General features: G+C 55.6%; 22 protein-coding genes. 2 read left to right on the forward strand and 20 right to left on the reverse strand.

The genetic code is table 11. From position 1 onward, the window contains the following. Positions 1-133: 133 nt before the first annotated feature. The gene (locus E2F43_RS01440) at positions 134-457 is read right to left on the reverse strand and encodes a TauD/TfdA dioxygenase family protein (RefSeq protein WP_133209101.1); all 324 of its coding nucleotides are present in this window, start codon (positions 455-457) and stop codon (positions 134-136) included. A 262-nt stretch (positions 458-719) separates the two neighbouring features. On the opposite strand from E2F43_RS01440, the gene E2F43_RS01445 reads away from it, so the two are divergent. Both E2F43_RS01445 and E2F43_RS19170 read left to right on the forward strand, forming a co-directional pair. Beyond that, the gene (locus E2F43_RS01445) at positions 720-1,340 is read left to right on the forward strand and encodes a TetR/AcrR family transcriptional regulator (RefSeq protein ID WP_165954144.1); all 621 of its coding nucleotides are present in this window, start codon (positions 720-722) and stop codon (positions 1,338-1,340) included. A 106-nt stretch (positions 1,341-1,446) separates the two neighbouring features. Next, positions 1,447-1,659 carry a hypothetical protein gene (locus E2F43_RS19170; protein ID WP_238946777.1) on the forward strand — a complete coding sequence of 71 codons (213 nt, stop codon included), beginning with the start codon at positions 1,447-1,449 and terminating at the stop codon, positions 1,657-1,659. A 20-nt stretch (positions 1,660-1,679) separates the two neighbouring features. On the opposite strand, the gene E2F43_RS01455 is transcribed toward E2F43_RS19170, so the two are convergent. From E2F43_RS01455 to E2F43_RS01545, 19 genes are all read right to left on the reverse strand, one after another. Continuing rightward, positions 1,680-2,072, reverse strand: a complete 393-nt coding sequence (locus tag E2F43_RS01455; protein ID WP_238946687.1) for a disulfide bond formation protein B — start codon at positions 2,070-2,072, stop codon at positions 1,680-1,682. A 186-nt stretch (positions 2,073-2,258) separates the two neighbouring features. Continuing rightward, the gene (locus E2F43_RS01460; RefSeq protein WP_165954145.1) at positions 2,259-2,813 is read right to left on the reverse strand and encodes a c-type cytochrome; all 555 of its coding nucleotides are present in this window, start codon (positions 2,811-2,813) and stop codon (positions 2,259-2,261) included. Continuing rightward, positions 2,806-4,086, reverse strand: coding sequence for a sulfite dehydrogenase (gene soxC / locus E2F43_RS01465; RefSeq protein ID WP_133209105.1), 1,281 nt, complete (start codon positions 4,084-4,086; stop codon positions 2,806-2,808). Before soxC ends, E2F43_RS01460 begins: the two co-directional genes overlap by 8 nt. A 166-nt stretch (positions 4,087-4,252) precedes the next feature. Next, on the reverse strand, positions 4,253-4,543 hold the full coding sequence (locus E2F43_RS01470; protein WP_133209106.1) for a high-potential iron-sulfur protein: 291 nt from the start codon (positions 4,541-4,543) through the stop codon (positions 4,253-4,255). Between the two features lie 25 nt (positions 4,544-4,568). Further along, positions 4,569-5,870, reverse strand: a complete 1,302-nt coding sequence (locus E2F43_RS01475) for a COG4315 family predicted lipoprotein (protein ID WP_133209107.1) — start codon at positions 5,868-5,870, stop codon at positions 4,569-4,571. Between the two features lie 100 nt (positions 5,871-5,970). Then, positions 5,971-7,317: a DUF1552 domain-containing protein gene (locus tag E2F43_RS01480; RefSeq protein ID WP_133209108.1), complete on the reverse strand. Its 1,347-nt coding sequence runs from the start codon at positions 7,315-7,317 to the stop codon at positions 5,971-5,973. A 3-nt stretch (positions 7,318-7,320) separates the two neighbouring features. Then, the gene (locus tag E2F43_RS01485) at positions 7,321-9,021 is read right to left on the reverse strand and encodes a DUF1592 domain-containing protein (protein ID WP_133209109.1); all 1,701 of its coding nucleotides are present in this window, start codon (positions 9,019-9,021) and stop codon (positions 7,321-7,323) included. A gap of 12 nt (positions 9,022-9,033) precedes the next feature. After that, positions 9,034-10,131, reverse strand: coding sequence for a hypothetical protein (locus E2F43_RS01490; RefSeq protein WP_133209110.1), 1,098 nt, complete (start codon positions 10,129-10,131; stop codon positions 9,034-9,036). Positions 10,132-10,481: 350 nt separating this feature from the next. Further along, positions 10,482-13,046 (reverse strand): TonB-dependent receptor, encoded by a 2,565-nt coding sequence (locus E2F43_RS01495; RefSeq protein ID WP_133209111.1) that lies wholly within the window; start codon positions 13,044-13,046, stop codon positions 10,482-10,484. A 186-nt stretch (positions 13,047-13,232) separates the two neighbouring features. Then, positions 13,233-13,916 (reverse strand): cytochrome b/b6 domain-containing protein, encoded by a 684-nt coding sequence (locus E2F43_RS01500; protein ID WP_238946778.1) that lies wholly within the window; start codon positions 13,914-13,916, stop codon positions 13,233-13,235. Further along, on the reverse strand, positions 13,916-14,425 hold the full coding sequence (locus tag E2F43_RS01505; protein ID WP_133209113.1) for a c-type cytochrome: 510 nt from the start codon (positions 14,423-14,425) through the stop codon (positions 13,916-13,918). The genes E2F43_RS01500 and E2F43_RS01505 overlap by 1 nt, the downstream gene beginning before the upstream one ends. Beyond that, positions 14,422-14,943 carry a hypothetical protein gene (locus E2F43_RS01510; RefSeq protein ID WP_133209114.1) on the reverse strand — a complete coding sequence of 174 codons (522 nt, stop codon included), beginning with the start codon at positions 14,941-14,943 and terminating at the stop codon, positions 14,422-14,424. Before E2F43_RS01510 ends, E2F43_RS01505 begins: the two co-directional genes overlap by 4 nt. A 544-nt stretch (positions 14,944-15,487) precedes the next feature. Beyond that, the gene (locus E2F43_RS01515) at positions 15,488-15,730 is read right to left on the reverse strand and encodes a glutathione S-transferase N-terminal domain-containing protein (RefSeq protein ID WP_133209115.1); all 243 of its coding nucleotides are present in this window, start codon (positions 15,728-15,730) and stop codon (positions 15,488-15,490) included. Further along, on the reverse strand, positions 15,672-16,787 hold the full coding sequence (locus tag E2F43_RS01520) for a class II histone deacetylase (protein WP_133209116.1): 1,116 nt from the start codon (positions 16,785-16,787) through the stop codon (positions 15,672-15,674). The genes E2F43_RS01515 and E2F43_RS01520 overlap by 59 nt, the downstream gene beginning before the upstream one ends. 53 nt (positions 16,788-16,840) lie before the next feature. Beyond that, positions 16,841-17,695 (reverse strand): phytanoyl-CoA dioxygenase family protein, encoded by an 855-nt coding sequence (locus E2F43_RS01525; protein WP_133209117.1) that lies wholly within the window; start codon positions 17,693-17,695, stop codon positions 16,841-16,843. A 60-nt stretch (positions 17,696-17,755) separates the two neighbouring features. Then, complete coding sequence (locus E2F43_RS01530) at positions 17,756-18,241, reverse strand: RidA family protein (protein WP_050793492.1); 486 nt, start codon at positions 18,239-18,241, stop codon at positions 17,756-17,758. Positions 18,242-18,267: 26 nt separating this feature from the next. Continuing rightward, positions 18,268-19,770 (reverse strand): NAD(P)/FAD-dependent oxidoreductase, encoded by a 1,503-nt coding sequence (locus E2F43_RS01535; protein WP_238946688.1) that lies wholly within the window; start codon positions 19,768-19,770, stop codon positions 18,268-18,270. Next, positions 19,767-21,665, reverse strand: a complete 1,899-nt coding sequence (locus E2F43_RS01540; RefSeq protein WP_165954147.1) for an outer membrane protein assembly factor BamB family protein — start codon at positions 21,663-21,665, stop codon at positions 19,767-19,769. The genes E2F43_RS01535 and E2F43_RS01540 overlap by 4 nt, the downstream gene beginning before the upstream one ends. Before the next feature lie 54 nt (positions 21,666-21,719). Next, complete coding sequence (locus tag E2F43_RS01545; RefSeq protein WP_165954148.1) at positions 21,720-23,981, reverse strand: TonB-dependent receptor; 2,262 nt, start codon at positions 23,979-23,981, stop codon at positions 21,720-21,722. Positions 23,982-24,144: the final 163 nt, after the last annotated feature.

Consider the following 24,144-nt stretch of genomic DNA (forward strand, 5'->3'; position numbering starts at 1 on the left):
CGTTACCCTCACGCCAGTGATGTATGTAGGCGAAGCGATCCTGACATGCGAAGGCCTTGAGCTCTTCGAGCAGGGCCCTGCTCTCCTCTTCGGGCTTTTTATTTTACCCGGCAGCTGATCATAGGCATGCGCACTATCTATCCAGCCAGGAAAAACTGCCGACGACCTCATCACCGCGTGGGTCGCCCTCGGGCAATTGTTCCCCACTGCTGGCGGAGAGAACGATCAACTCCGGACAATCGGGGTGTCGCAGCGCCTCGATGGGGTAAATATCCGCCTTCCCAAAGACATTGGACAGCTGCAGCTGTCGCGCCGGTGTCAGGCTGCGACCGCGGATCAGGATCAGCCCGTGATCATCAAGTGCCTGCCGGTAATCGGCGGTACGCATATCGGCGAGAAGGCCTGCGGTCAATTCCACGCCAAACCAATCGGTCAGGGGTCTGGGTGCTTCGGTCATGCCCAGTCCTCAAGTGCTTCGTCGTTTTTCAACGGTATAGTAGAATTTTTTATAAACAACGACAAGTCTGCCAGGTAAAATATTGCAATTACCAAACCAGCAGGTTCGCGCTAAACAGAAGCGAAGTACAAGGCTGGCTTGGCGTTATCAATAAACTTATCCTTGCATCCTGGAGAAGCAGGGAAAACAGCGGGAAGTCTCAATGCAAGCCACGGAAACCTCCGGTAAAACCCGAAAGTGGAACAGGAAGCGTCAGGAAATCATGTCTGTCGCGGAAAGCGTGTTCGCGGAACGCGGTTACGAAAGCACCAAACTGGAACATATCGCCGAGGCGATGCAAATGCAGAGACCCTCGCTGCACTACTACTTCAAGGGCAAGGAGGAATTGTACGACGCGGTCTTTGGCCAAATCGTCGATGACCATCTGCAGGCGATCAGAAAGCTCCGGGATGTTCCAACGGAGGAACTGCCCGAGAAAATTGCTGTCACCTGGATTGATTTCGCCGCGCAGCGCCCCACCGCTGCCCACCTGATACTGGAGCAGTATTTCAACAATCGCCTTCCCGCCACACCCAGCGCAATCCGCGCGCGCCGCCTGATTTTTACAGAGGTCTCGGGGATCCTGAAGCAAGGTTGCGCCAACGGAGGTGCGGTAATCGATACCACCTTTTTCATGCTGCTGGTATCCGGCATGACCAAGTTCTGGGCTTCCGTTCAGCAGAGAATGATTCAGCGCCTTGACTACGACACGCTGTCAAAAGAGAACCTGGAGCAGCTCCGGCTGGTTCTGACCGGCATCGTAACCGACCTGATGAGTGGTCGCTATACAGCTTCAACTGGACAGGCGGACCGACCAGCGGAAGTCGGTGCGGTCACCGGTTGAAGGTGTAGACGATATCCACGCCATAGCTGGGAAGGTTGCCGTAATTGTTCACGGCAAACCCGAGCTGGCCGAAGTCGATGTGGGCAGCGTACAACGGTTTCGCCCCGTGGTACTAACCTCGATAACAACCTTCATCAGGTTGCTCCCGATACAGATTACGAACTCACTGCAGGCACAGTTTGTCAAGCCGATAGCGATTTCTATTGGTTTTGGCGTGCTGTTTGCCACCTTCGTAACGCTGCTGCTGGTGCCCGTGCTCTCCTGTATTGGGGGCGACATTCAGCGGCTTCTTGCCGGCGCCGAGCTAAAGCGCTTATGAAGCAGTTCAGGCGAAATCGTTCAGGCGTTTTGCGTTCTTCTCAAACAAATAATCCATGCCTGCGCGATAATGATAAACAGCGCCAGAAACGACAGGATAAAAGCATCGTAATAAATGGGGTCGTACCACGCGAACTCGCCTTTATGGATTTTAACCCAGCCGCGAAAGTGCTGGCTCATCGCTACACCAGCTCCAAAGAAGGCAAACACGGAGGCGAAGTACTTGAGAATAAAGTGGCTGCTGCCGAGAATCATGAAGGCACCCAGCACGCCGATAATAGTGCGTTGCACACGGCAAAATGGACAGGGGTAAACCACCTCTAACCAATCGACTGCCCAAGCGCCCATGCAGACAACAATCGCGATAACACCGAGCAGGCGAATATGCTTCTGATAAAATTCAAACGTGAACACGGCTCAAATCCCTCTTTTGCACGACAGAGCGTGGGTGATTGTCGGGTAAAACCTTTTTGTTGTCCCGACTAACGCTGCCAACTTGGGGGCCCACTTACTATTGGGCGCATGCCTGTTATGGATAACATCGAAAGAATATTTCCACCGGGAATCCTGACAGGTCCGGAGCATTTTCCCCACGCAGGGTCAGGGATTCCAATCAGGGTATGCGCGGATGAAATATTCTTGATTGGGCATGACCACCTTGGGCAGGGCCGAAGCGTTGGCTTCAAAATGGGCGGGAACAACACCATTACGGTATAACAGATAGGCGGTCAACGCATACACCTCGTTGTCGTCAAGTGACTGCGGATGCGAATAGGGCATGGCTCGACGGATATAATCAAACAGCGTGGTTGCATAAGGCCAGTAATTTCCCACCGTTCGCTTCCCTCCCGTCTCGCCGAAGGGACGTGGCTCATCGCTCACCAGCACATTGTTCAGCCCGCCTACCCCGCCTTCGCCATGACAGGCAACACAATGCTCCAGATATAACCGAGCACCCGTCTCCGTGGTCCCGCTGCCCTGTGGCAAACCGTCGCCCGACGGCAATATGGTCATGTCCCAGGCCGCGACAAGCTCCCCTGAGGCTACCTTGCCCAACTGCGGGCTCAAAGGCGCCGCGGGCGAGAGATTCTGTGCGTGTGCTGCGCTCGCAGATAGCATCAGCACCATTGATAAACGTAACGCGAACCTAGACATAAACATTCCTGACATCACCGTTCTGAAGTATTTGCCAGCTCTGAATCGCATTGTAGTGGTAAACGGCATTGCGGCCCCGCTCTGCCAGCCACGCCTCTCTCGACGGCTGTACGGCTCCAGTCTCGTCGATGGCCCGGCTCTGCAGCACTGCCGGCCCACCGCTCCAGTTCCAGCCCATACGAAAACGTGTCATCGCCTTGGGCAACACAGGGGAATCGAGTGCAGCTTCTGACCAGGTCGCACCACCATCGGCGCTCACTTCTACGCGTTGAATCCTGCCGCTTCCCGACCACGCCAGCCCAGTGATCTGATAGATGCCCTTATCACGCAATGCCATTCCAGCAGAAGGCGAGGTAATAACGGATTTCACACCCATGGGGAAAGTAAACAGCAAAGATTTTCCGTCCGGGCGCACATCAGAATATTTGGAGGTTTCATCCTTGGTCATTGCCGGCTCGCTCACGACCTTGAGACGGCGCAGCCACTTGACCGACATATTCCCTTCCCAGCCAGGGAGCAAAAGACGCATCGGATAGCCATTCTCTGGACGCAGGCGCTCCCCGTTCTGGTACAGGGCCAGTAGCCCATCGTCCATGATTTTTTCCAGGGGAATACTCCGGCTCATCAATGCTGCGTCGGCGCCCTCGGCAATGACCCAGTGCGCAGCAGGGTCGACACCGGCTTCCTCGAACAGTGATGATAGGGGGATGCCGGCCCAGTTGGCGCAGGAGACCAGGCCGTGCAATTCGCCAACCGAGGCTTGCACGGGGTTTTCGGCGAGCAATGCAGCACTGTTTCCGGAACACTCGATGAACAGCATCTTCGATACCATGGGGTATCTACCCAGGTTGTCCAGATCAAAGGTCAACGGCCTTTTCACCATACCGTGTATCAGGAGTTGGTGCCGTTTGGGATCAATCTCTGGCACACCGTTGTGGTGGCGCTCGAAGTGCAGGGAATTGGGCGTAATCATACCTTCCAACGACTGCAGTGGCGTACGGGATGCCCCCGATCCCACCGTTCCGGGCTGAGATACCACGTTACGCTGCACATCCGCTTCATGGTGCGAGCGGTCGCCGTAGGGCGACATCCCGGCCCCTGGCTCTCTCGTCCACTCGGGAACCAGGTCGGGGGCAGACCGATCTTCAGCGCTGACGCCTGCCGCGAGAAAGGGTATCGAAGCAATCGCCGCGCCACCCTTCAGAAAGACTCTCCGGTGCAGCAGACCATTGGTATTGGGCAGCTCCAGAGCTTTGGCTTCATTATCGCGCATTATTTGGCACCAGTTCATTCGGGACAAACATCGAGAAGAATACCGTCGGGATCCCTGATCGAGAGACAGTCATCTACTGCGTACTCCCCTCTTCAAACGGGGACACGGCTCTGCTTCTAGCCCTGAGGACCTGCAGGCCACCTAATCGCTTGGGAAAAACGACTTCTTACTTCTCACCCCAGGATTCACACACACTGGTGGCATACACCGGACCCTCGTTGAGCAGCTCGCAGCTGCCACAATTTGAGGTTGTGGTGTCAGCAGTAAAGAACGCGCAATCCCTGCACTGACGCTCGCCTTCGGCATCCACCTGAAACCCGACCACATCGCGCATCCTGCGCTGGCTGCGCGACAAGGATTTCAAGCTATCACAGGCCCCTTCCGCTCGGGCGCGATGCAAAGCCAACAGTGGAACCATGCCCGCCAGCAAGCCGACAACATAACGTCTTGTGATCATCGTGCATTACCTCTCATCCGCTGCGCTAGCGCGATAGCGTTTTCTCGTGGTTACCGGCTGCCTGTATGGCAAAAAATCCTGAGCCTGGCAGCGCTGTCATCTCGTGGCCCAACACCAAAGCGGGCTCATCGTCATCTACAAAGGTATAAACTGGCCGGCCGCGGTAGGCCCAAACGGATACCACGGGATTGTTGTTATCCTCCGCATAGGTAAAGCCACGGGGATCGGTATAAACCGGAGAAGGAACCTCCATCACAGACCACTCGCCAATCGAGACCGAACCCGCCTCCGCCACATAGGGCTGCCAGCGCTGCACACATAAATCAGGCGTTCCACAGATAATCGCCCAATGAGCTGCAGCGTCACCTGGGTCGTCACACGGTACCGATTCAGGCCCTTCCTGACAGCTGAAAACATACAGGGCCATGCCGTCCTGCGTCGTGTATATATCGGCGATCAGACTGAAGCGCGTTTCAATGGCGGCAGGAAGTGGCAGCGCTTTTTCGAAATAGACCGCATCCCAGCCTTCGATTGGCTCAGGGTCGGGGCCAGTGACCGCATCCGGGCCAACAAAGATGGGCTGATCGCGAAACGCATACTGACGAAAGCCACCAGCACCTTCAATTACGCTCCACTCACCCACCTGTTTGACCAGCGCGCCCGCCGCAAGCGGCTCCAGGCCTTTGCCGCATTCCACGCAGGGCTCTGAATCCGCCGCGCGTGGGGTGTACAGTGCGCGACCATTGAGCACAAGTGCGAGACCCTCCCTGAGCCGCAGCAACTCGACACCCGGCGGCATATCCAGTGGCGCCATCGCCAGCTGCCACCCACCATAACTACGCTCGATAACATTGACGCCGTTCGCGTCACCCGCCTTGCGGTCTTTGATCGAACGATGCATCGGGCGGCCTTCGTAAGCCCACTGGCGAGAATTGTCGTGCCGCTCAACAATGGTCCATTTGCCCTCGGGCCTGGCATCGTCAGCGGCGTGGAACGGCGGCCACTTATCCTCGCAGGTCTTGCGCACATCAGGGTGCGGGAGATACACCGTCTGGCCGGTCACATGTTTGTAACTCGATTCACGATTATTATTGCACTGGGGGCTACCCGGTGTCGTCTCATCGCGAAGCCACCAATACAGCGTTCCCCCACCCGGCGCAGCGAGCACCGGGCCAAAAGCCGTCATCTCAATTAACGCGGGACCATCCGTCAACGAAGCCTCCTCGCTGCCAAAGGATGAGACACCAAGACAACTGGCCAGAACACCAAAAACACTAGTGATGGACCTGAAAATTGCCCGGCGGCGCACAGCAACGTTTCTTAACATCTATAACCCACCTTCATTGAGAATTGAGCGCCTGCCACACAAGAACAAACAACTGACTCTGGACCTCCGGCTCGGGCATTCGTAATGCACGTGGCGCCATTCAAACCAACATTTCGTTAATCGGGCTCGAGGTGCGTAGTGAACCCTGCCCCCAGTCCGCCAGCGGCACACCGAACAAACGCTGGATCGTATAACCCAGACGCGTGCCGGCGTCCCCCTCCCCATCAATGTGCAGGCCCGTCTTGACCAGACCATTGAGTCGACCTGCCGTAAACATGGGGATGCCGTCCAGTGAGTGAGTTTTGGCAAAACGACAGTCCGAATGCCCGTAAACCAGCGTGTTATCCAGCAGCGAGCCGTCACCTTCCGGCATGTTCGCCAGAGAACCGACGAAATAAGCCCACTCTTCCATCGAGCGTTGCACAAACCAGGACGACTGTGGCTGCAATCCGGTATCGGGGTCGACGCCCTCTTCGTGGGTCAGAATATGATGAGTCCGTTCCGAGCCCGCTCGCGTGGCCGCAGAGAAGCTATCAAAACATACCATGTTAAAGACGCGGCTCTGATTACAGGCTAACGCCATCACCAACATATCCGTCATCAGGCGGTGCCGCTCAACAACGAGCTCGACATCAAGACCTTTCGCCAACTCCGTTGGTTCATCAGGCACTGCACAATGGGGAGCAGGAGCAGGTTTTTGCAACTGCAACTCAAGACGTGTTTCAAGCTCCCGAATCGAAGTCAGGTAGTAATCGAGTCGCTGCCGGTCTGCCTGTCCCAGAGCTCCCTCAACCTGCTTGATTTCATCAACCACACCCGAGAGCACGCTCTTGCGCAACATGATTCGGGGATCTGGGGTGAACGTGTCTGAGTTCGGGTCCTGAAATTCTGGACCAAATATCTTTTTGTAGAACTCCAGCGGTGATATTTCCGGCGGGTTGATGGCGTCGGCACTACGGAAACTGTAACTGTCCCGAGGTACCCCCGTCGCCGCCAACTCCAGCGACCGAAAGCGGGTCCCGCCGCTGATCATGTCAGCAATCGGAATATCCAGACTCTGCCCGGGCAGATCTCCGCGTGCCGCGGGCACGATACCCGAGCGAAGTGCGACCCAACCCGTGTAATGACACAGATTGGGCTTGCCGTCCGTCGACACGTTGAAATTGGTATACACGTTGACATGCTTGCGCAATTCGCCGAGCGGCGAAAGTTGCCGGGTTAAGTCATATCCCGCGCCGACCGTACGCGGCACAAATATCGCCTCATCAACACCCAGACCCCAAAACCAGGTGCCGAAACGTGATGGTAATGGAGCATTGGAAGCAAACGCAGTGCCGTTAGTATTCAGGAATACGTCCAGTAGTGGCAGACCAACGGCTACGGCACCACCCTTGAGCATGCCTTTAAGAACTTGCCGCCGCTGCAGCTTCTTGTGCTTATGAAACATCACTCAATCCTCGTGCTGATAGGCTAGTTTGGCGGTGCTGGCTGTCAGCTCCGGTGTCAAGGTGACGCCGAAGAATGCATCGCTCAAGGTAACGGCACGCAATACGTCTTTCCAGCGGTACCCTTCGACATCGAGCCGATCAAGAAGCGGATCAATAACTTCCGCCTCTTCACCGTCCAATAGCGGGCGCCCGATAGCCGCGGTATACACTCGCTGGACAAGACACGCTGTCAGTGCCGGGTTATCCCGCACCGCCGAACCCAGCTCCACAGCCGTTTCAAAATCCACCCTGTCCAAGGTGCCCGCGGGATCAATCAAGAACCCTTTTTCCGTTTTGCGAAATTGGCCGGCACCGTCGAAATTCTCCAAACCCAGGCCTATCGGGTCGGTAATCGCGTGGCAACCCCGGCAGGTCCGATCGGTGTTATGCACATCCAGACGCTCGCGGGCGGTAGGCAATCCATCGGCATCCTCCAGCGCCGAAAAATCGACATTTGGCGGCGCATCAGGAACATGTTGGCACAGCATGATTTCACGCAACGCCTTGCCTCGGCGGGTAGGAGAACTACGACCGGGGTGTGCGTGCTGGGCAAGAAAGCCTACCTGGGTGAGGAAGCCACCCCGCTCATCGTCTACCGCAAGCTCATAAGGCACCCATTCGGAGGGCCTGGCACTGACGGGGAAACCGTATACAGCAGCCAAGTTCGCTGTAAGCATCGTATGGCGCGTCGTGAACAGATCGCGGTAATCCTCGTCTCTTTGGATGAGGTGATCGAGTATCAGCTGCAACTGTTGTTCGCGGGCATCCACAAGCACTTTGGAATTGAATGCCGGGAAAATTGTCTCGTCCTTAGTCAGGTTATCGTAGCCCTCCAAGATGAGAAAGTCGTTGAAGAAGCTGCGCACACCATCCCTCAGTCGTCGCGAGGCCAACATTCGCTCTACCTGCTTTTGCAGCCCGGCGTCGGTGTGCAGAACCCCCGACTCGGCCGCATCAATCAGTTCGGTATCTGGGCCCGAAGCCCACAGCATCAGGCTCAGACGGGAAGCCTTGGAGTGGGCATCGAGACGCCAGCCTCCGGGACGCTGAGGGTCAGACTCAAGATGCTCCTGTATAAATAGAAAGTTAGGCGACAGCAACATACCAACCAACGCCAACTCAAGGCCATCGTAAAAGTCTCCCGCTGGACCAACGCTGCCGCCCGCCAGCTCCACAAGCGAATGCAGCTCCGTTTTGGTCAGCGCACGTCGATACAGTAGACGGCCCGCACTACCAATAAACTGGCTGGCACAGGCATCGTTGCGGACATCCGTGGCAACGGGCTGACAGGGAATGGTAAATTGCCGATTCTCCGGAGCAACGACCTGCTCCGCAACCAGGTGCGCCGCGCGATCCAGTGAATCCAGAGCGCCCGACGTTACAATGGCCTGCCCGGCACCGAGCGCCATCATGCCCTCCATTCGACGCAAAGGCGCAAAGCGGACGTTCAGCTCCATCTGCGGACCGAATATGGCTCTGACCGTATTCAAGTACTGCGGCTGACTGATCAGCCGCATTGTGGGCTGCATTTCACTCATCTCGCCGTCAGCTAAGGCAGCACCCGCTACGGCCATTGCCGAACCCAGCCAACACAGCATGGAGCAGGCAAGTACGCGTGATAAACCCTTTGCTACCGCCACCGTATTATCACCCATGTACTTCATTATTACCTGCCCTCATCGAGACGCTGTCTCTGAGTTGTTGTGCATTCGTGCATCATCACTTCCGGGGTGTGCAATCAAAGCGCGTACTGCGTTGATTTGATAGGCCGCCGAAATCGCAGTGCATTGACCGCTTTCGGGATCCGGGTACCCATCCGCATATCGATGAGCCGCCCGGTAATACCAGGCATTACTGTGTGGCCCAACGCTGGCCGCGGCACCTCCCATGCCACGACTGTGGGCGCTCCACCAGATCTTGAGATCTTCATAGCCACCGAGGATGCCTTCGGCCCCGTTCTTGGTCAGGGTCAGGCGTAAACGCATGTCGCGAACAAGACGCTCCGCGGGCGTTGTTATCCAGTAGATTGGAAACCACGCTTCCTGAATGGGCTCTGTGGTCAAAACACCGTCAGTGATGCTTCCTTTGGTTTCGTACATGTATCGGGTGTAACGCTCGTCAATACGCTGATTCTGAAAAGGAGGGATGGTGCCGCCGGCGCCCAGGGACAGGCCATCCAGGCCCTTGTAAATATGCACCATCACCTCAGAATCATTCTCTTCGCTGTCAACACCACTGATCTCGATCAGAATGCGATTGAGCGGGAAGTTAACAATTTCCTGTTTGAAAAACTCACTCGCAAACCCACCCGTGCGCCAGGATGCTGTGCAACCCACGACACGCGCCAATTGATTATCAACTGCCGTACCCTCTGGCCCCTCGAACTTCTCGTGTCGGCAGCTGTTATTGGTGGCCTCACCGGTCTGAGTGCCGTCCAGATTGAGCCCATAGCCAATTCGGGTTTGCAATTCCGGAGAGGGCAGTAGATCCTCGCTCAACAGCGGCATATAGGCCGAATGCTCGCCATTGGGGCCACGATTTGTAAAGTAGCCGAACGTTTCACGAAGCTCTTGTGAGTTTTCCATCGCTTGGTGCTGAGCCATCTCACCCTGGGTCAAGCCGGCGGGACATTCCTCTTTGCCACCAGGCGTTTCATACAATGCGTGGCGCCATTCAGTTATCACGAGGCCAATCGTTTCACCACTCGCTTGCTGCGCAGCGACTGGGGAGAGGAGCGTGACCAGGCAGACAAGAGCCGCACAACTTCTATTCATGGAGAAAAACCGCCTTCTGTTGTTATGTTGAATTAATCTTCATCCACACTGGAAGAAAAGCAGATAGATTCCTCATCGCGTAACTTAGTGCTCAGCAAGAACTGAATTCGTTGATTTTATTGAAGCTTTTTTAGCTGCGACAGGACTAAAGGCAGCGGGATCGGACTTTTACAATCAAATTCGAACCTATTAACAGAGTTTAATCGTCCGCCCAACAGTATTTGCTGCTGTTTGGCACTCTGTCTGCCCTCAACTCTGGCGGCAGGTCCTCGGCACGGGACTGCACCCGAGCCGACGACCATCTCTGCCAAACAATCCACCTGCCGTGGCATTCCAGCAAAAATGTGGGATCAGAACGTATAGCTAAGCTCTACCGCATACGTGCGCGGATCCCCGTATTGTTGCGAGATCAGTCCAAGCGCCCCCAGATTGAGGCCGTACAGCGGATAATCTTCATCGGTCAGGTTTTTACCCGTCAAGGCAACAGACATCACCCCGCCACCAACAGGAATCTCTTCCAGGCTGAGCCTGGCGTTGACTAACGTACGCTCATCCATGACCTGATGCGGATATATCCACGGCTGCCCGCTTAAGGTGCCGCCCCAGATGGCGTTCTCATACCACTCATCCTGCCAGTTCACCTGCATATAGCCGCGCAATTCACCTCTCGAGAAACGGTGGAAGATATAATCTGCCGTCACGCTGAGCGCGTTATCCGGTGAACCTGATCGCTTGGCAAAATTCACACCAGGAAGGCAGTTTGTCGGATCCGTGTTGGAGCAGATATCCGGGAATTCATCGAAGTCTCCATTGATGTAAGCGTACGAAACACTCACCATGAGATCGTCCAGTGGAATCGCCGTCACTTCAATTTCGCTGCCCCAGCGCTCGGCCTGACCGCCGTTACCAAGGCCCGACAGGGCTCGACCATCTGGCGTAACGGTAATCTGGGAAATCTGCCCATCTTTCCAGTCATAGGTCCAGAGCGAAGCATTTACCCGCATGCGACGTTCAAACCAGTCACTCTTCAGGCCGATTTCATACTGCTCTACCGTTTCTTCATCGAAGTTGCCGTCAAACACCCCGGGGTTGAACCCGCCTGACTTGTAACCCGTGGAATACTTCGCGAAGCCGTTAACGGTGTCAGTAAACTCGTAGGCCAGCGTTAGCGCACCACTGAGATTGTAGAAGTTCTCTTCTTTGGAGAAGGATTCCTCGGGGTTGACCCTGAACACAGTTACCTGCTCGCCGCGGAATTGGTCCAGGGTCTTTTCCTCTTCGGTATAGCGCAGGCCGGCCGTCACCGAAAACCGCTCATCCATCCACCCGGGCGTGAACTTCATTTGGCCAAAAATCGCCTTGGCAAGCGTTGTGCTGTTCGATCGGGTTTCTCTACCTGCACCGGAGAGGGGGGCAAGATAAATGGCGGCGGAATCGGTTTCGTCCGCTGCCTCCTTTTCCTCGTCGTCAAAATAATACAAGCCAACCACGTATTCTGTGCGCTCGGTGGTGCCAACAAACTGAATTTCTTGGGAGAATTGCCGGTACTCGGTATAATTTCTGGGAAGCGTCCTATCACCCAGTATGGCGTGGAACGCACCGATCTCATCCACTGCATCCCACACATTGCTAACCAGCGGATACGCGAACCCCCCCGAACCACCGTACAACTGCCCGAACGTCGCCAGCAAGGTGTCGTTCATTATCCCCACGCCATTGGCATCAAGACGACTATCAATGTTCTCGATATCGCCGACAGTATTGGTCAGGAGTTTGCGGTAGGCGGTAATCGATTTAAATTCAACCTCACCGAGAAAGCCTAGCGTACCGAGGTCAGTAGAAAAGGTGACCGAGTGGCCATCGCCCACGGTATCGGTTATTGGCATGTGGTCAGCCTGCGCACTACTTACCCTACCCTCGCCGACCTCGAGAATCTCCTGATAGGCAGCGATCGTCTTTTCCAACGAGGGAATCAGGCGCTGCGTGATACGCGGGTCAGTCCCCGGCGTCGCTGCCCAGCCCCTCGCCGCTCCCAAAACGCCTTGCATGCCCTGGATACGGGTAATCCCCGAAGCCGTCAACGGCGTGAAGTCGACGACTTTATCGACATTATTGGTATCGCCAACTCTGCCCTTGTCATAACGGTACGCGAACAGGGTATCTTCACTCAGGCGCCAGTCTGCCGAAACATGGTAGGACTCACGGTTGATGTCCATGAAAGCGGGCTCACCTGGTACCGAGTTTTCATAAAAACCATCGCGGCTACGCGTCTGGTAACCGAAACTGGCGGCCAATTCGCCCAGAGGACTGGAAACATCTCCCAGCGTAGGGGTATTCATATTGACCCGAAGATCTCGTTGATCGTATCGACCCACTGTGCCCATAACCTTGCCGCCAAATTCCCCGGTTGGCGCCTTGGTAACAATACTGAGCGCGCCGCCAGGTGAGTTGCGGCCAAACAGCGTTCCTTGCGGCCCGGGCAAAATTTCCATTTGCTGCAGATCAGCAACATCAAATGCCGCGGAGCGTTGACGGCCCAGGTATACGCCATCCACATAAATACCAACGGCGGCTGACACGGCGCCGTTCAGCGCGGCGCCACCCGACAAGCCCCGTATGTTGAGCGTTGTTGCGCCTCTTGCTCCCGGAGACTCAAAGCCCGAGACTCCGGCCAACTCCGCGATGAGATCGGTGGGACCGCTAATACCGCGTTTCAGGATGTCGTCGCTCGTGAGTGCCGTGATAGTGACGGCGGTATCCTGCAGGTTGGTCTCCCGCCGCTCTGCGGTGACTATTGTTTCTTCGAGCACTCGAATTCCAGCATTTTCCTGAGCTTGTGTCTGGCTGGCACCGACGAGCACTAAAGTTGCGGCCAGAACTGAGGTGGAAATCAAGGAACGCCGTAAATGAATCATATTGTCACCCTTATTATTTAAATGATTTAACCGTCTTACTTCGGGCTGGAATTCCTCGCAGAAATATTGCCAGTTATCCCCGGTAGAGCTTCATATCTGGTGAAAGCTACCTACCACCCCCGCCCCACGGTGAGCGTACTTTTGTACTGCGCGGACCTTTAACCCCCGCGCCGTGTTGAAACGTTATCAAAGTGGGATATCCAGCGACTGCAAATACCACACGAGAATACCAGCCAGCGCGACGCCCAAAACACTCCGCCACAGCGGAGCAAACCACAGCTCAGTGGCCGATCCCGGCTGATCGTCGCGACCGGAAATCATGCGGACAATCAGGTTCTGGCCTCCCAGCAACCAATACAGCATCACGGCAATAATGTGCACCGCCACAAAGAACAACAGCAGATTGAACACTCGCTCGTGCCATAGCGCCGCAAAACGACCGGCTTCAAAGCTCACGTAGAATGACAGTGGACCGGCTTCCATACCGTCTACGTCGACAGCTAACAGGCCAAGGCACACCTGTGCCAGCAACAAGAAAAGCAGAACGGTACTGCTCAGGGCTCCCAGCGGGTTGTGCCCCGCGGGGGCAGGTTGCCGCGCTCGCCGGCGCAGTTCACGCGTGTAAGCCAGAGTGCTGGCCGGGCCACGCAAAAAATGCTTGAAGCGCGCCGTGGTGCTTCCGAACACACCCCAATAGAGTCGAAAAACCAGTACGCCTGCCATGACGTAGCCCATGTAGCGATGCCATTGCATCTCCCCGTTCTCAGCGGTCCACCTGCTGCCGCAAAACAACAATAACAATAACCAGTGACCGCACCGGGTCGGCAAGTCCCAGACCTTGCGGCGCTGGAAAACGTGTGCCCCGGTCATCAATCCTCTTCCTCACGAAAAGTGTCATGGCAGCCTGAACAGGTATCTCCCATCTCTCGCACGCGCTCGCGGGTAGCCTCCAGATCACCCGAGACTACGGCGCTCTGGAGATTTTCTGCGGCCAGAATATAGTCCTCCCAGCGCGCGGCAAACTCATCCGGCCGTTCCCAGATAACCGGTAACGCTTCCGTCTCAATTCCCTCGCCAGGGCCGGTACCTTGAGGAAACCAGTTTTCGATCACCGGCTCTCTTGAATAGCGTAACAAGGGCCTGGAGTATTCCCGGATCATGACCATTACGGGCCTGGAGCGGCGAAATTGGTCGCGTACGCCCTTGAAAGCCGCCCCCATATCCTTGAAGCCCTGCTGCCGCATTTCAACGGTCACCATCGGGTCGGCGCTCTGCGCCGAAACAGCAGGTGAAAGCAGCACTGCAATCGCTATAGTAATCAGGTGATAACGAGCCAAGTCTGCTCTCCTTCGTACAGAAAAATACATGCCTGCGCTCATGGCTTGACCACCGGCGGTAACGCCAGAATGTCGCTGATACGGCCATTAGTAACGATAAAACGTTCGGCGACCCAGTGTGTTTCCTCAGGCGATGCTTTCAACTTTACCGTAAAAATCGCCCAAGCCGTGTCACCGTCTACCGCCCATTCTTGCTCAGTGGCTGATTCGATCAGATCGGACCGGCTGTCCTGTAAGAACTCGGTGCGACCGGTGGTTGCGTCGCCGCGCAACGTACCCAGGCTGCGCCGCTTAAAGTCGTCCGCAAGCGGTAACTGTGCGGCTGCAAGATCGCCACGCACCCATTGTAAATAGGTTCCTGCGACCGCAATGACACAGGCACGTCGCTCCCCCCCGGTGAGCGACGCGGTGGCACTGTCCGCCAGTCGTTGAGAGCAGGCTTTCCAATCCGCTTGTTCAGATGCCTGCAACACACCCGACGAAAAAAGCCCCGTGACGAACATGGCCACGGGCGCCGTCAAAAAATAGGCGAAAATTGTAGATCGGGTGTTATTCACCATGCGCACCACCTCTGCGAAGTACTTATTGTTGTATGCACCCCGGGATAGCGATCTCCCATTCACCTGATGCGTTGCACGACCCTCTGTTCTGTACAACAGGGGATCCACAGCATTCAGGGTAGTCTTTAAACGAGAAAGCTTGAAAGGACTCTACTCACTCACAACCGGACAGTTCCGATCAATGTGGGCCCTGCTAGCGAGTTTAAAGCAAGAGATATTAGTCCGCCTGCATTTTTGCGCGCGGCAATCACGTTGGGTAACCAAGTACCGCCCGTCACAACCACTCGCGCGCAACGCAGAACGATATCCGCAAGCGTGATCTGCTCACCATCAGAAAGGGGGTGAAGTGTCCCACTCGTTGAATGGACACAAGTGCCTAGACCATCAACACTGCAACATCGTCGAGTACTGACTTCTCCAACGGCGCTCCACCGATGGGCGCAGGGATCACGCGCCAGCTCTGGCTTTCTATGTAAAACTCACAGATCTTCATGAGCTCGTGCATTTTCGCCTGACCCCAGATATCCGGCGGTGACAAAGGCTGTTACGGATAGCAGGCTTCAATATAGGTCAGAATCAGGCCGGTTTCTGACAAGAAGCGGCGGGGTGTTTCGATGCAGGGAATTTTCCCCAACGGACTTTTGTCGAGAGAGGTTGGATCGGTACCCGGTACAGCGGCTACTTCTTCAAAATCTATGCCGCTGCTCAACATTGCCGTTACTAAAACCTCAGGTGATAAAACGCAACATACTTTCAGCACGCTGAAGGAATTGATCTTGTTGCTCACTAAGTTTCTGATGCTCCTCAACGATAAACCCGGTGTAGGGGCCCTCAAAAGGATTGTCCTCTTTAGTAATTCTGGATTTCAGCCCACTCAACTCCTCGAAGATCGCCAGTGCCAGAAACGGCGTCATCGTCGGGTCATACCCCCCCTCATGGCTCAGCACCAAGTTACCGCTACACACATTAGCGGCGAGCTCCATGGTATATCGTGTCATTAGGCGGAAGCTTTCCGAGTGCAACAACATGCGCGCCGTTGGGTCGCTGAAACCTGCATCCAAGCCACTGGCCACAACGATCAAGTCCGGGCCAAACTGCGTCACAGCTGGAATGATGATGCGCTCGAAAGCTGCGAGGTAGGCGCCAGTCCCGGAACCGGGTGGAAGCGGGATATTGAGGTTGTAGCCCTCCCCGTCGCCTTCACCGTTGTGTTCGACAAAACCACGCCCATAAATCATCTGGTCCTGATGAATCGAGAGCGTCAGAACCGAAGGATCAGAGTAAAAAGCGGATTCGGTTCCGTTTCCGTGGTGGGCGTCCCAATCAATTATTGCGACTTTCCGCAGGCCATGCTCTTGCATAGCGGACTTCACCGCGACGGCGATATTGGAAAACACACACAGCGCCATACCCGTGTCTTTCTCAGCGTGATGCCCTGGCGGCCTCACCAACGCATAGGCATTGCTGACTTCCTTATTTAATACGGCATCAATTGCTGCCTTAGTGCCGCCCGCCGCCAACGCGGCCAGCTCGAAACCCCCGCTAGGCATGAGCAGGCCTGACCCCGCGTAGCCTCCATGATCTGCGCTAATCTCTGCCACGCGGTTGATATAGTCCAGATCGTGGACAAGTGCTAATTCCTCGTTGGACACACACGCCGGCTTGATCAGTTTAAGCTGTTCCAGAAGCCCGGCCGTCTCGAGCAAATTCAGTATTCGCCGCTTGCTTTCAGGTGTTTCGGGCTGAGTACCTGGTTGAATGAAACGGTAGTCATTGAACACGCTAGCGTAGGAACCGAAGTCGTACCACATATAACGCTCATCCCACGCCAAACCCGTTTTCATCGCGATACTCCCGTTCTAGTTGAGTTGCTGCAGCCTCATCATTGCCGGCTACTTTACAATCTGCCTGCTGCCAGCATGTCCGCTGGGATGCCGTTATCCACCGCCCCTAAAAAACCTTCGCCTTTTGCGATTCCATCATGCACGCCGAAGCCCAAGAGCTCTTGTGCTCTACGCGACATTTTCCGAACGCGCTCTCTAGAAATGGATAAATAGCTGTTCTCTTCGGTCCGGAGCCAGCCAAGGCAAAAGCTGGTATGCATGCCTCGCCGAACGGCGTCTGTTCTATTAGAGCCCGCACCGTGCAGCGTAGATCCCAGATAAATCACCGCCGATCCTGGAGACATTTCAGCAATGACGATTTCTTCGGGTTTTGGCACTCGATCATGGGGCCACCGATGGCTACCTGGCACCACGCGAGTCGCACCCATATCTGCAGTGTACTCACTGAGAGCAATAAGTGACGCAAATTGCACATGGCCACCGATGGCACTCGTTAACTCCCTGGGCCAGACATCCTGATCGCGATGAATCAATTGATCCCCTGACCCAGGCCCACGATCGAGAACGTGAGCAAGATTTAAAATATAATCAGAGCAATTGGGTAGCAGTATCTGATCACCTACCAGCTTGAAAATAGGGTGAAGCAATACCGCATTCACAAATGTGTCTGACACATTGGCAACCCCGGTCAAATGTTTTGTGTGCGGACCGTGAAAGAACTCAACCGCTGCGTTTGGATGGGCATGATTCACCGGTTTCTTTTCCAGCGCAGGGTTAATCTCAGCGTTTAACCGGTCGAGTTCCTCGCTTGTTAAAAAACCCTCAATAACTAGCGCGCCATTTAAGTCAAGCTCGTTGAGGATGTCCGCGGCTGAAGCCGTCACAGGGAAGTGTTTGAGAGTCGTCATAGAGTATGCGTCCACAAAATAGTCACGTTTTCTTTCACAAAATAGCGAGCTAACCCGACATTAATTCGACGCGATAGCTGAAACTTCAATCAGTATTCTGGAGTCAGCGAGTGTTTCCACGCCAATCATGCTGAAAGCGTGTGCCGGAAAGGGCTGACCCTCAAGTGCTACGGCCATTCCTGCCATGATTTCCTGTGCAGCTTCTGCATTCAGGCCGCGAATATACAAGGTACTACTGACGATATCTTCCGGCTCGGCCCCCGCCGCGCGAATCGCGAGAATGACATTCCCAAGTGCTTGTATTGTTTGCGCACGGTAATCACCAATTCCCACGAGTTTCATGTTTTCGTCATAGGCGACCTGCCCCGCAACGTAAATCGTCTCGCGGCCGGTTGTCGCCATTACTTGATGGAAACCTGGCATTGCGAACAAGCCGGGGGGATCTATCGCCCGATGGGTAAGTGGCTGGCTTTGAGGGCCAGTGGCGGAGCAACCTTGTGTGACAATCGCCGCAAAAACAACCAGCCATGCATATAAAGGTTTCACTAACGTTCTCCGTAAAAGGTTTTTGCTTACAGGATACCGAGGCGCTGCGCTATACGTGCCGCCGGAATCATCAGGCTGCGGATCAAGAACTCCTGCTTCCCAGGATTTGAGACTGCTTGTGGGCGTTCAATAGGAAACGGCAGTTGATCGAGACGGTCACGGGCGATAGCCGTTGCGAGCGCCCTACCCATCAACGGCGCCATGACGTTGCCCCAGGCATTGAAGTGCATCAAACCGTAGATGCCGGGCCTCAATTCGTACATTCCTGGGAACTCCTGCTGCCGCATTGCGACCTTTCCTGTCCAGTAGGCCTGGAGTTTGATGGGGAACTCTCGTGTCACAGGCCACGTACGATGTATCCACGCCAAATGCTGCTGAAAGTGCCAGTCGGCATCCCAAGGTTTACTCCGGCTGGGCATAGAAGCCGTGATGATACGGTCGTGACCGTCGATCAGAAATGGATTGAGGTCGAAGGGCACCTGCGCGAGTGTTGCTCTGCTGGGCATAATCTGGTCCCGCAGCTCGTGTGGCAGTGGCCCACTGGACAGTGCATAGGCGGTCATCGGATAACAGGATTGCCGTAGCTCGGGTACCACGTCGGTTGCATAGGCGTTAGTGCAGAAAACCACCCGCTTGCAGCGCACCGTTGATCCATTCTGCACGCGAACGCGCCAATCGTCGCCGTTCTGCGACAAGCTGGTGACTTCAGTGTCGCCAAAGATGCGTGCGCCCTGCGCACGCGCCGCAGCGCTCATGCCGGCGGTAAACAGGTAGGGATTGATGCGTCCTCCCGTGGGATACAGAACGCCGTGGGAGTAATAGTTGGAACCCGTCATTGCAAGCATGGCAGGCGCATCGACAGATTCCAGATTCTGCCCTAACTTGTCGGCGGGCTGCGTCGAAGCCGCATGAAACTTCTCAAAGGCACTTTGCGACGTCATGGCATTAAGATAGCCGCTTTGCGTGGCATCACAGTCAATATTGTAGCGCTGCGCAATCTCGAAGGGGATACCGTGATGCTCCCGAAAGAGTTCAAAAAAAGCGCGGCCTTGATCAGGGAACGACTCGAAGACACTCATGTCACGCAGTAGTGGCAGCACATGACCAGCATTGCGGCCCGAGGCGCCCCAGCCGGGTTGGTGCATTTCCAACACGACAGTACTGAGTCCCAGCTCGGTCAGGTGCAAAGCCAGGGAGCTGCCGGCGAGTCCCGCACCGACAACCACAACATCTGCTGTCAGGTCTTGCTCTAGCGCTGGGTAATCGGGAGCAACGCCCAAAGTTTGGGTCCAGCCGCTATTGGCGATTGGCACACTACCTTGCTCATAGAGATCTTCCGTAGCCTGGTGCTCCTGCACTGTCGTGCCGCTGGCGACCTCCGTGTCAGCAGCGTTACCGCAGCCCGCCAGTGCGCTGCCCATCATCAGATATCCCCCGTTGCGCAATATATCGCGTCGAGTTAATGAATCATCGACGCCATTGTCGGCTTTGATGACCACAGGGAGATCTCCTGTTTTCCTAATGTTCATTGACCATCTACCGTATAAACAAGCAGGGCATTGCCGGATTTCATGATAGAGCTTGCGCCGGAAGTGATAAAGAGAGCTTCCCTGCCAACTGTGACGGGGTAGCCGCTGACCTGCCCACCACTCGCCGTGCCGTTAACCCCATCGTATTCGATGGCGGTATCAATTTCGCGCAGCAAACGTCCGTCCCCTGTGGCGTAGATGCGCACATAGCCATCCCAGAAGCCGGCGAACACCATATCTGAGACCACGGTAACCGCCGCTACTTGGCCGGCGATACAGTTTTGGCTCTTATCCCAATTACAAGCCGCCTGAGGAGCTTTGGTGCGCCATACCACCTCTCCGTTGGCGGGATTGAGCGCAACCAGCGAACCGGTGAGGCGCTGCTCGGGAGAATCAACATCAGAGATGGGCACGTAAATCTTCTTGTCATCTGCCCCTAAGCCATACATAACGCCACCCAGGTCACCACCCTCTGAGACCTGTGTGGACCAGAGAACCTTGCCGCCCAAGTTCGGGTCAATACCGTAGACCTTACCCGATTTCTGCCCGACAACCAGGATGTCTTTGCCATCAGGGAGCGGATGAATAAGCACAGAGGTCCCCATAGAGAAGAAATTTCTGCAGTCTGTTACCCGCTCGGCGCAAATGCGGCTGCGTTCGTCGGGTTCGGGCAGGAATGACTGCTCCCAAGCCCGTTTACCGGTTTGCAGGTCATAAGCGATGACAGAGTATGGCCCTGCAGCACCGGTAAAGCCGTATTCCTCCGCAGTAGTCGCATAGACCACACCTCTTTTCGCATCAATAGTTAGCGGCGTGTAGGTTGATGCGCCAGCGGGGCCCTGCTGGAACTGCCCGGATGCGTGCTCTTTGCTCGGTGGCGCAGCAGCGCTCTGAGTGCTGTGATGTTGTGACTCTAGCACTAGCGAAGCTAGTGACTCGGTGATGTGATGCTGTTTCCACAGCAGCCTGCCACTGCGTAAATCAACCGCAGCCACGCCGCCGCGCGCGCTACAGCAAAAGTAGCTTTTGTCATGCGTTAAGGGATCTTCCATGGATGAGAGCGGGATGTAGACGATCCCGTCATATACCGTAGGCGCCGACGTTATGCGCGTCAGGACATGGTTCTCGACATTGGTTTGCCACAGGATTGCTCCGGAAGCCGCATTGAGGGCAAACACCGTGCCCGTATCATCGCCAAACAGCGCTACGCTGGACGCCGCGTTTTTATCACGTCCACTGCTATCGTCAAACGCGACGACGGTGACCGCGCGCACAATCCGGCCTTGCGTGGGATAGGCCCACTGCGCGCAGCCGCGCTCGGCATTCAGCGCAACAACGTAACCCGTACCGGCGAGAAACAGGGAGTCGCCTGCTTGTGTAACCGGGCCCGCGGCCCCTCCGGGATAGGCATAGCTCCACTTGAGCTGCAAGCGCGCCACCGCGCTTGCGGTGAATTCCGGGTGCTGGCGAGAACGACGCCCACGAATATCGCCGTGAGTGCTGCTCCAGTCGCCTTCCATTAGCGCTACGCTGGCTGGAAGGTTGGCACACAGCTGCGTGGCGGGATTGACGATCTCCTTCGGTTCGCGCCCGGTGAGCAGTTTCACCAATGACTTGATCTGCTCGTCTGCAAGGCCTTCCACCATGGGTGCCATGGCACCACTACGCAGTGCTTGGTAGACACCTTCTGGGGGGCGATAACGCAACGAGGCACGCGGCGGCGTTCGTCCCTCGGCGTTGTCATGGCATTGCGCGCAGCGGTCTGCATAGATTTTCGCCGCAGGTGAATCGGCGTTTAAGGCGTGGAAGTTGATGTTACCCATACCATCCATTAAGGGCTCATCCTGGCTCCAAACCACAGACGCGAAAAGCAACCCTGCCAGAATTGCAGTCACCAAGGTCGAGCCTCTTGTATAGCCGATAAGGTGTGTAAACATCACTGTAAGCCCCTAATACCGATAGCTGAGGTCGAAACCCACGCTGCGCAATTCCCGGTACGTGTTCACTGCAAAGCCGAGGGCACCAAAATCGACACCAAATTCGCGCACCTTTTCATTGCCGAGGTTTCTGCCCCAAGCGGCTACACTCAGCTCACCGTGGGGCACCGGAATATCGGCCAGCGTCAGGCGCGCATTGAAAAGCGTGTAAGAATCAGCCCGGTCGTACAGATTCAGTTGCGTCTGAAAGGTTCTATCGCCGGAATAGGCAACATCGAACTGTGCAATCCACTGGCCGTAGCCCATGTGCGGAAAGGTGTACTGCAAGATCGCCGAGGCGTTGCTCTTGGGTGATCCCGCAATGGTGCTGGCGGTATTGGCAATATCGGCAGTCAGTGGTTCGCCGTCCTCTCCCCTCGCGGGGAAACCTGTTATCGGATCCGAGACACTGGTGATGAATTTATTGTAAGACAGATCGGTGTAGCCATAGCTGAATGTTGCCAACAAGGCATCAGTCGGCATAACGGTAAGTTCTAGCTCTGCCCCCCATGCCTCGGATTCCCCTGCGTTGACCAGCTTTGAGGAAGCGCCACCGGAGCCCGCTTCAAATTGTGAAACCTGCTGGTCCTCATATTCGTAGTAAAACAGTGCGCCGTTAAGACGTACCCGGTTCTCCATCCATTCACTCTTGCCACCCAATTCAAAAGAGGTAACATTTTCTTCGTTTACAGGATCTTCAAACGATGTTTGGGTGGTGGCGCGAACGTTATAGCCGCCGGCACGATAGCCCGTTGCGATCTTGCCGTAGAGCATCAGATCATCGGATGCGGTGTAGGTCATGGTCAGATTAGGATTGAACTTACTCCAGGAGTCACTGGCTGACAGCGTCGTTTCGCCTACGTCGTCAAACGTGTTGGTCAGGCGAAGTTCGCGCTCATCCTCACTCCAACGCATCCCGAGTGTTGCCGCCCACTTTGGACTGATGTCATAGGTAAACTGGCTGTAAAGCGCCCAGGCATCGTTGTCTGCTTCATAATAGTTCGCGCCAGAGTTTAGTACGATGCTTTTGCCGAAACAGTCACCGGCACAGAGAAAAGCTTGCGTTCCCGCGTCCAAACTTCCGAGTGCCAGCAGCGCCGGGAAAACAAACTGCTGAGGATCGGCTTGCCGCCCCTCCTCTCCAAAAAAGTAGACGCCCGCAGTGTAGGAAAGTCGATCATCAGCGAGTGCGCCGATGACCTGGAACTCCTGGGACCATTGTTCGTGTTCATTAAAACCCTGCGAATCAAACATTTGCACGAAGTCACCGGCAGGCACTGTCGTACCATCAAATGATGCTGAGAGAAGCGTCTGCCCATCGCTAGGGAACTCTCCAAAACCCTGACTGGCATAGCGATTGGTGAACTCGCGCCACGAGGAAATCGACTTCAGTGTGTAGCTGTCTGCCTCCCAAGCGAGTGTGAGTGCGTGACCGTCAATCTCCATCGACTGATCCTTGCCATCACCGATAAACGGCAGGCTGCCCGACCGCCTGGGTGATGCGGCCGCCGCAGCCTGCTCATACTGCCCGCCGCCGAGGCTCAGCTGCAGCGGGCGCACAAAGCTGATTTGACTGAGGTTGGTGTTAGAGTCCTGCTGAAAATGGTCAAAGGTGTAGTCCGCGACCAAGCGTTCTGTTGGTGTCCATCGCACCGCCAGGCGCACCGCCTGCTGATCGTATTGGCCCAAGTCACCGCCCGTATAAGCGCTGCGCACCAATCCACCGCGCTCGCCATGGGTAAAACTTAGCCGCGCTGACAGGTTCGACCACTCGGGGGTTTCTATAGAAGTGGCACTGCGCAGCAGCTCGCGCTCACCCATCGTCACTTTCTGCTCGAAACCGAATTCGCCCGATGGCTTCTGGGTGACAATATTGATGGCACCGCCTGTGGTGTTGCGACCAAACAAAGTGCCCTGGGGCCCACGAAGCACCTCAATACGCTCCATATCGACGATTTCGAAGGCGGCCGCCGAATTGCGCCCAATGTAAATACCGTCGATATAAATTCCCACCGTAGGGTCGATGGCCAAAGAGGGTTCGCTGGAAGCAATGCCACGAATACTGATCCCGTAAGCGTTCTGACTTGCGGGCGTCTTGTTCATCCGCAGGTTAGGGGTATAAGCCGCGATATCACCGCTTTCGATAACACCAAGATTCTCAAGGCTTTGCTGATCAAAGGCCGTTAAAGAGATGGGCGTATCTTGCTGGGACGCGACAACGCGTTCGGCTGTCACCAAGACTTCCTCTAGGCCGCCCCGGGATCCGAATTGCTCTTGACCCAACACCACGGTGGAACACAAAGCGCTGAGAGCGACGCTCGATAGACGTAACGGTACGTGCGGGATCATTGGCATGGGAAATTCCTCAAGAGATGATTTATTGGATCGAACAGAATTC

Origin of the sequence: Seongchinamella unica, assembly GCF_004354085.1 — a bacterium.
Classification (GTDB): domain Bacteria; phylum Pseudomonadota; class Gammaproteobacteria; order Pseudomonadales; family Halieaceae; genus Halioglobus; species Halioglobus unicus.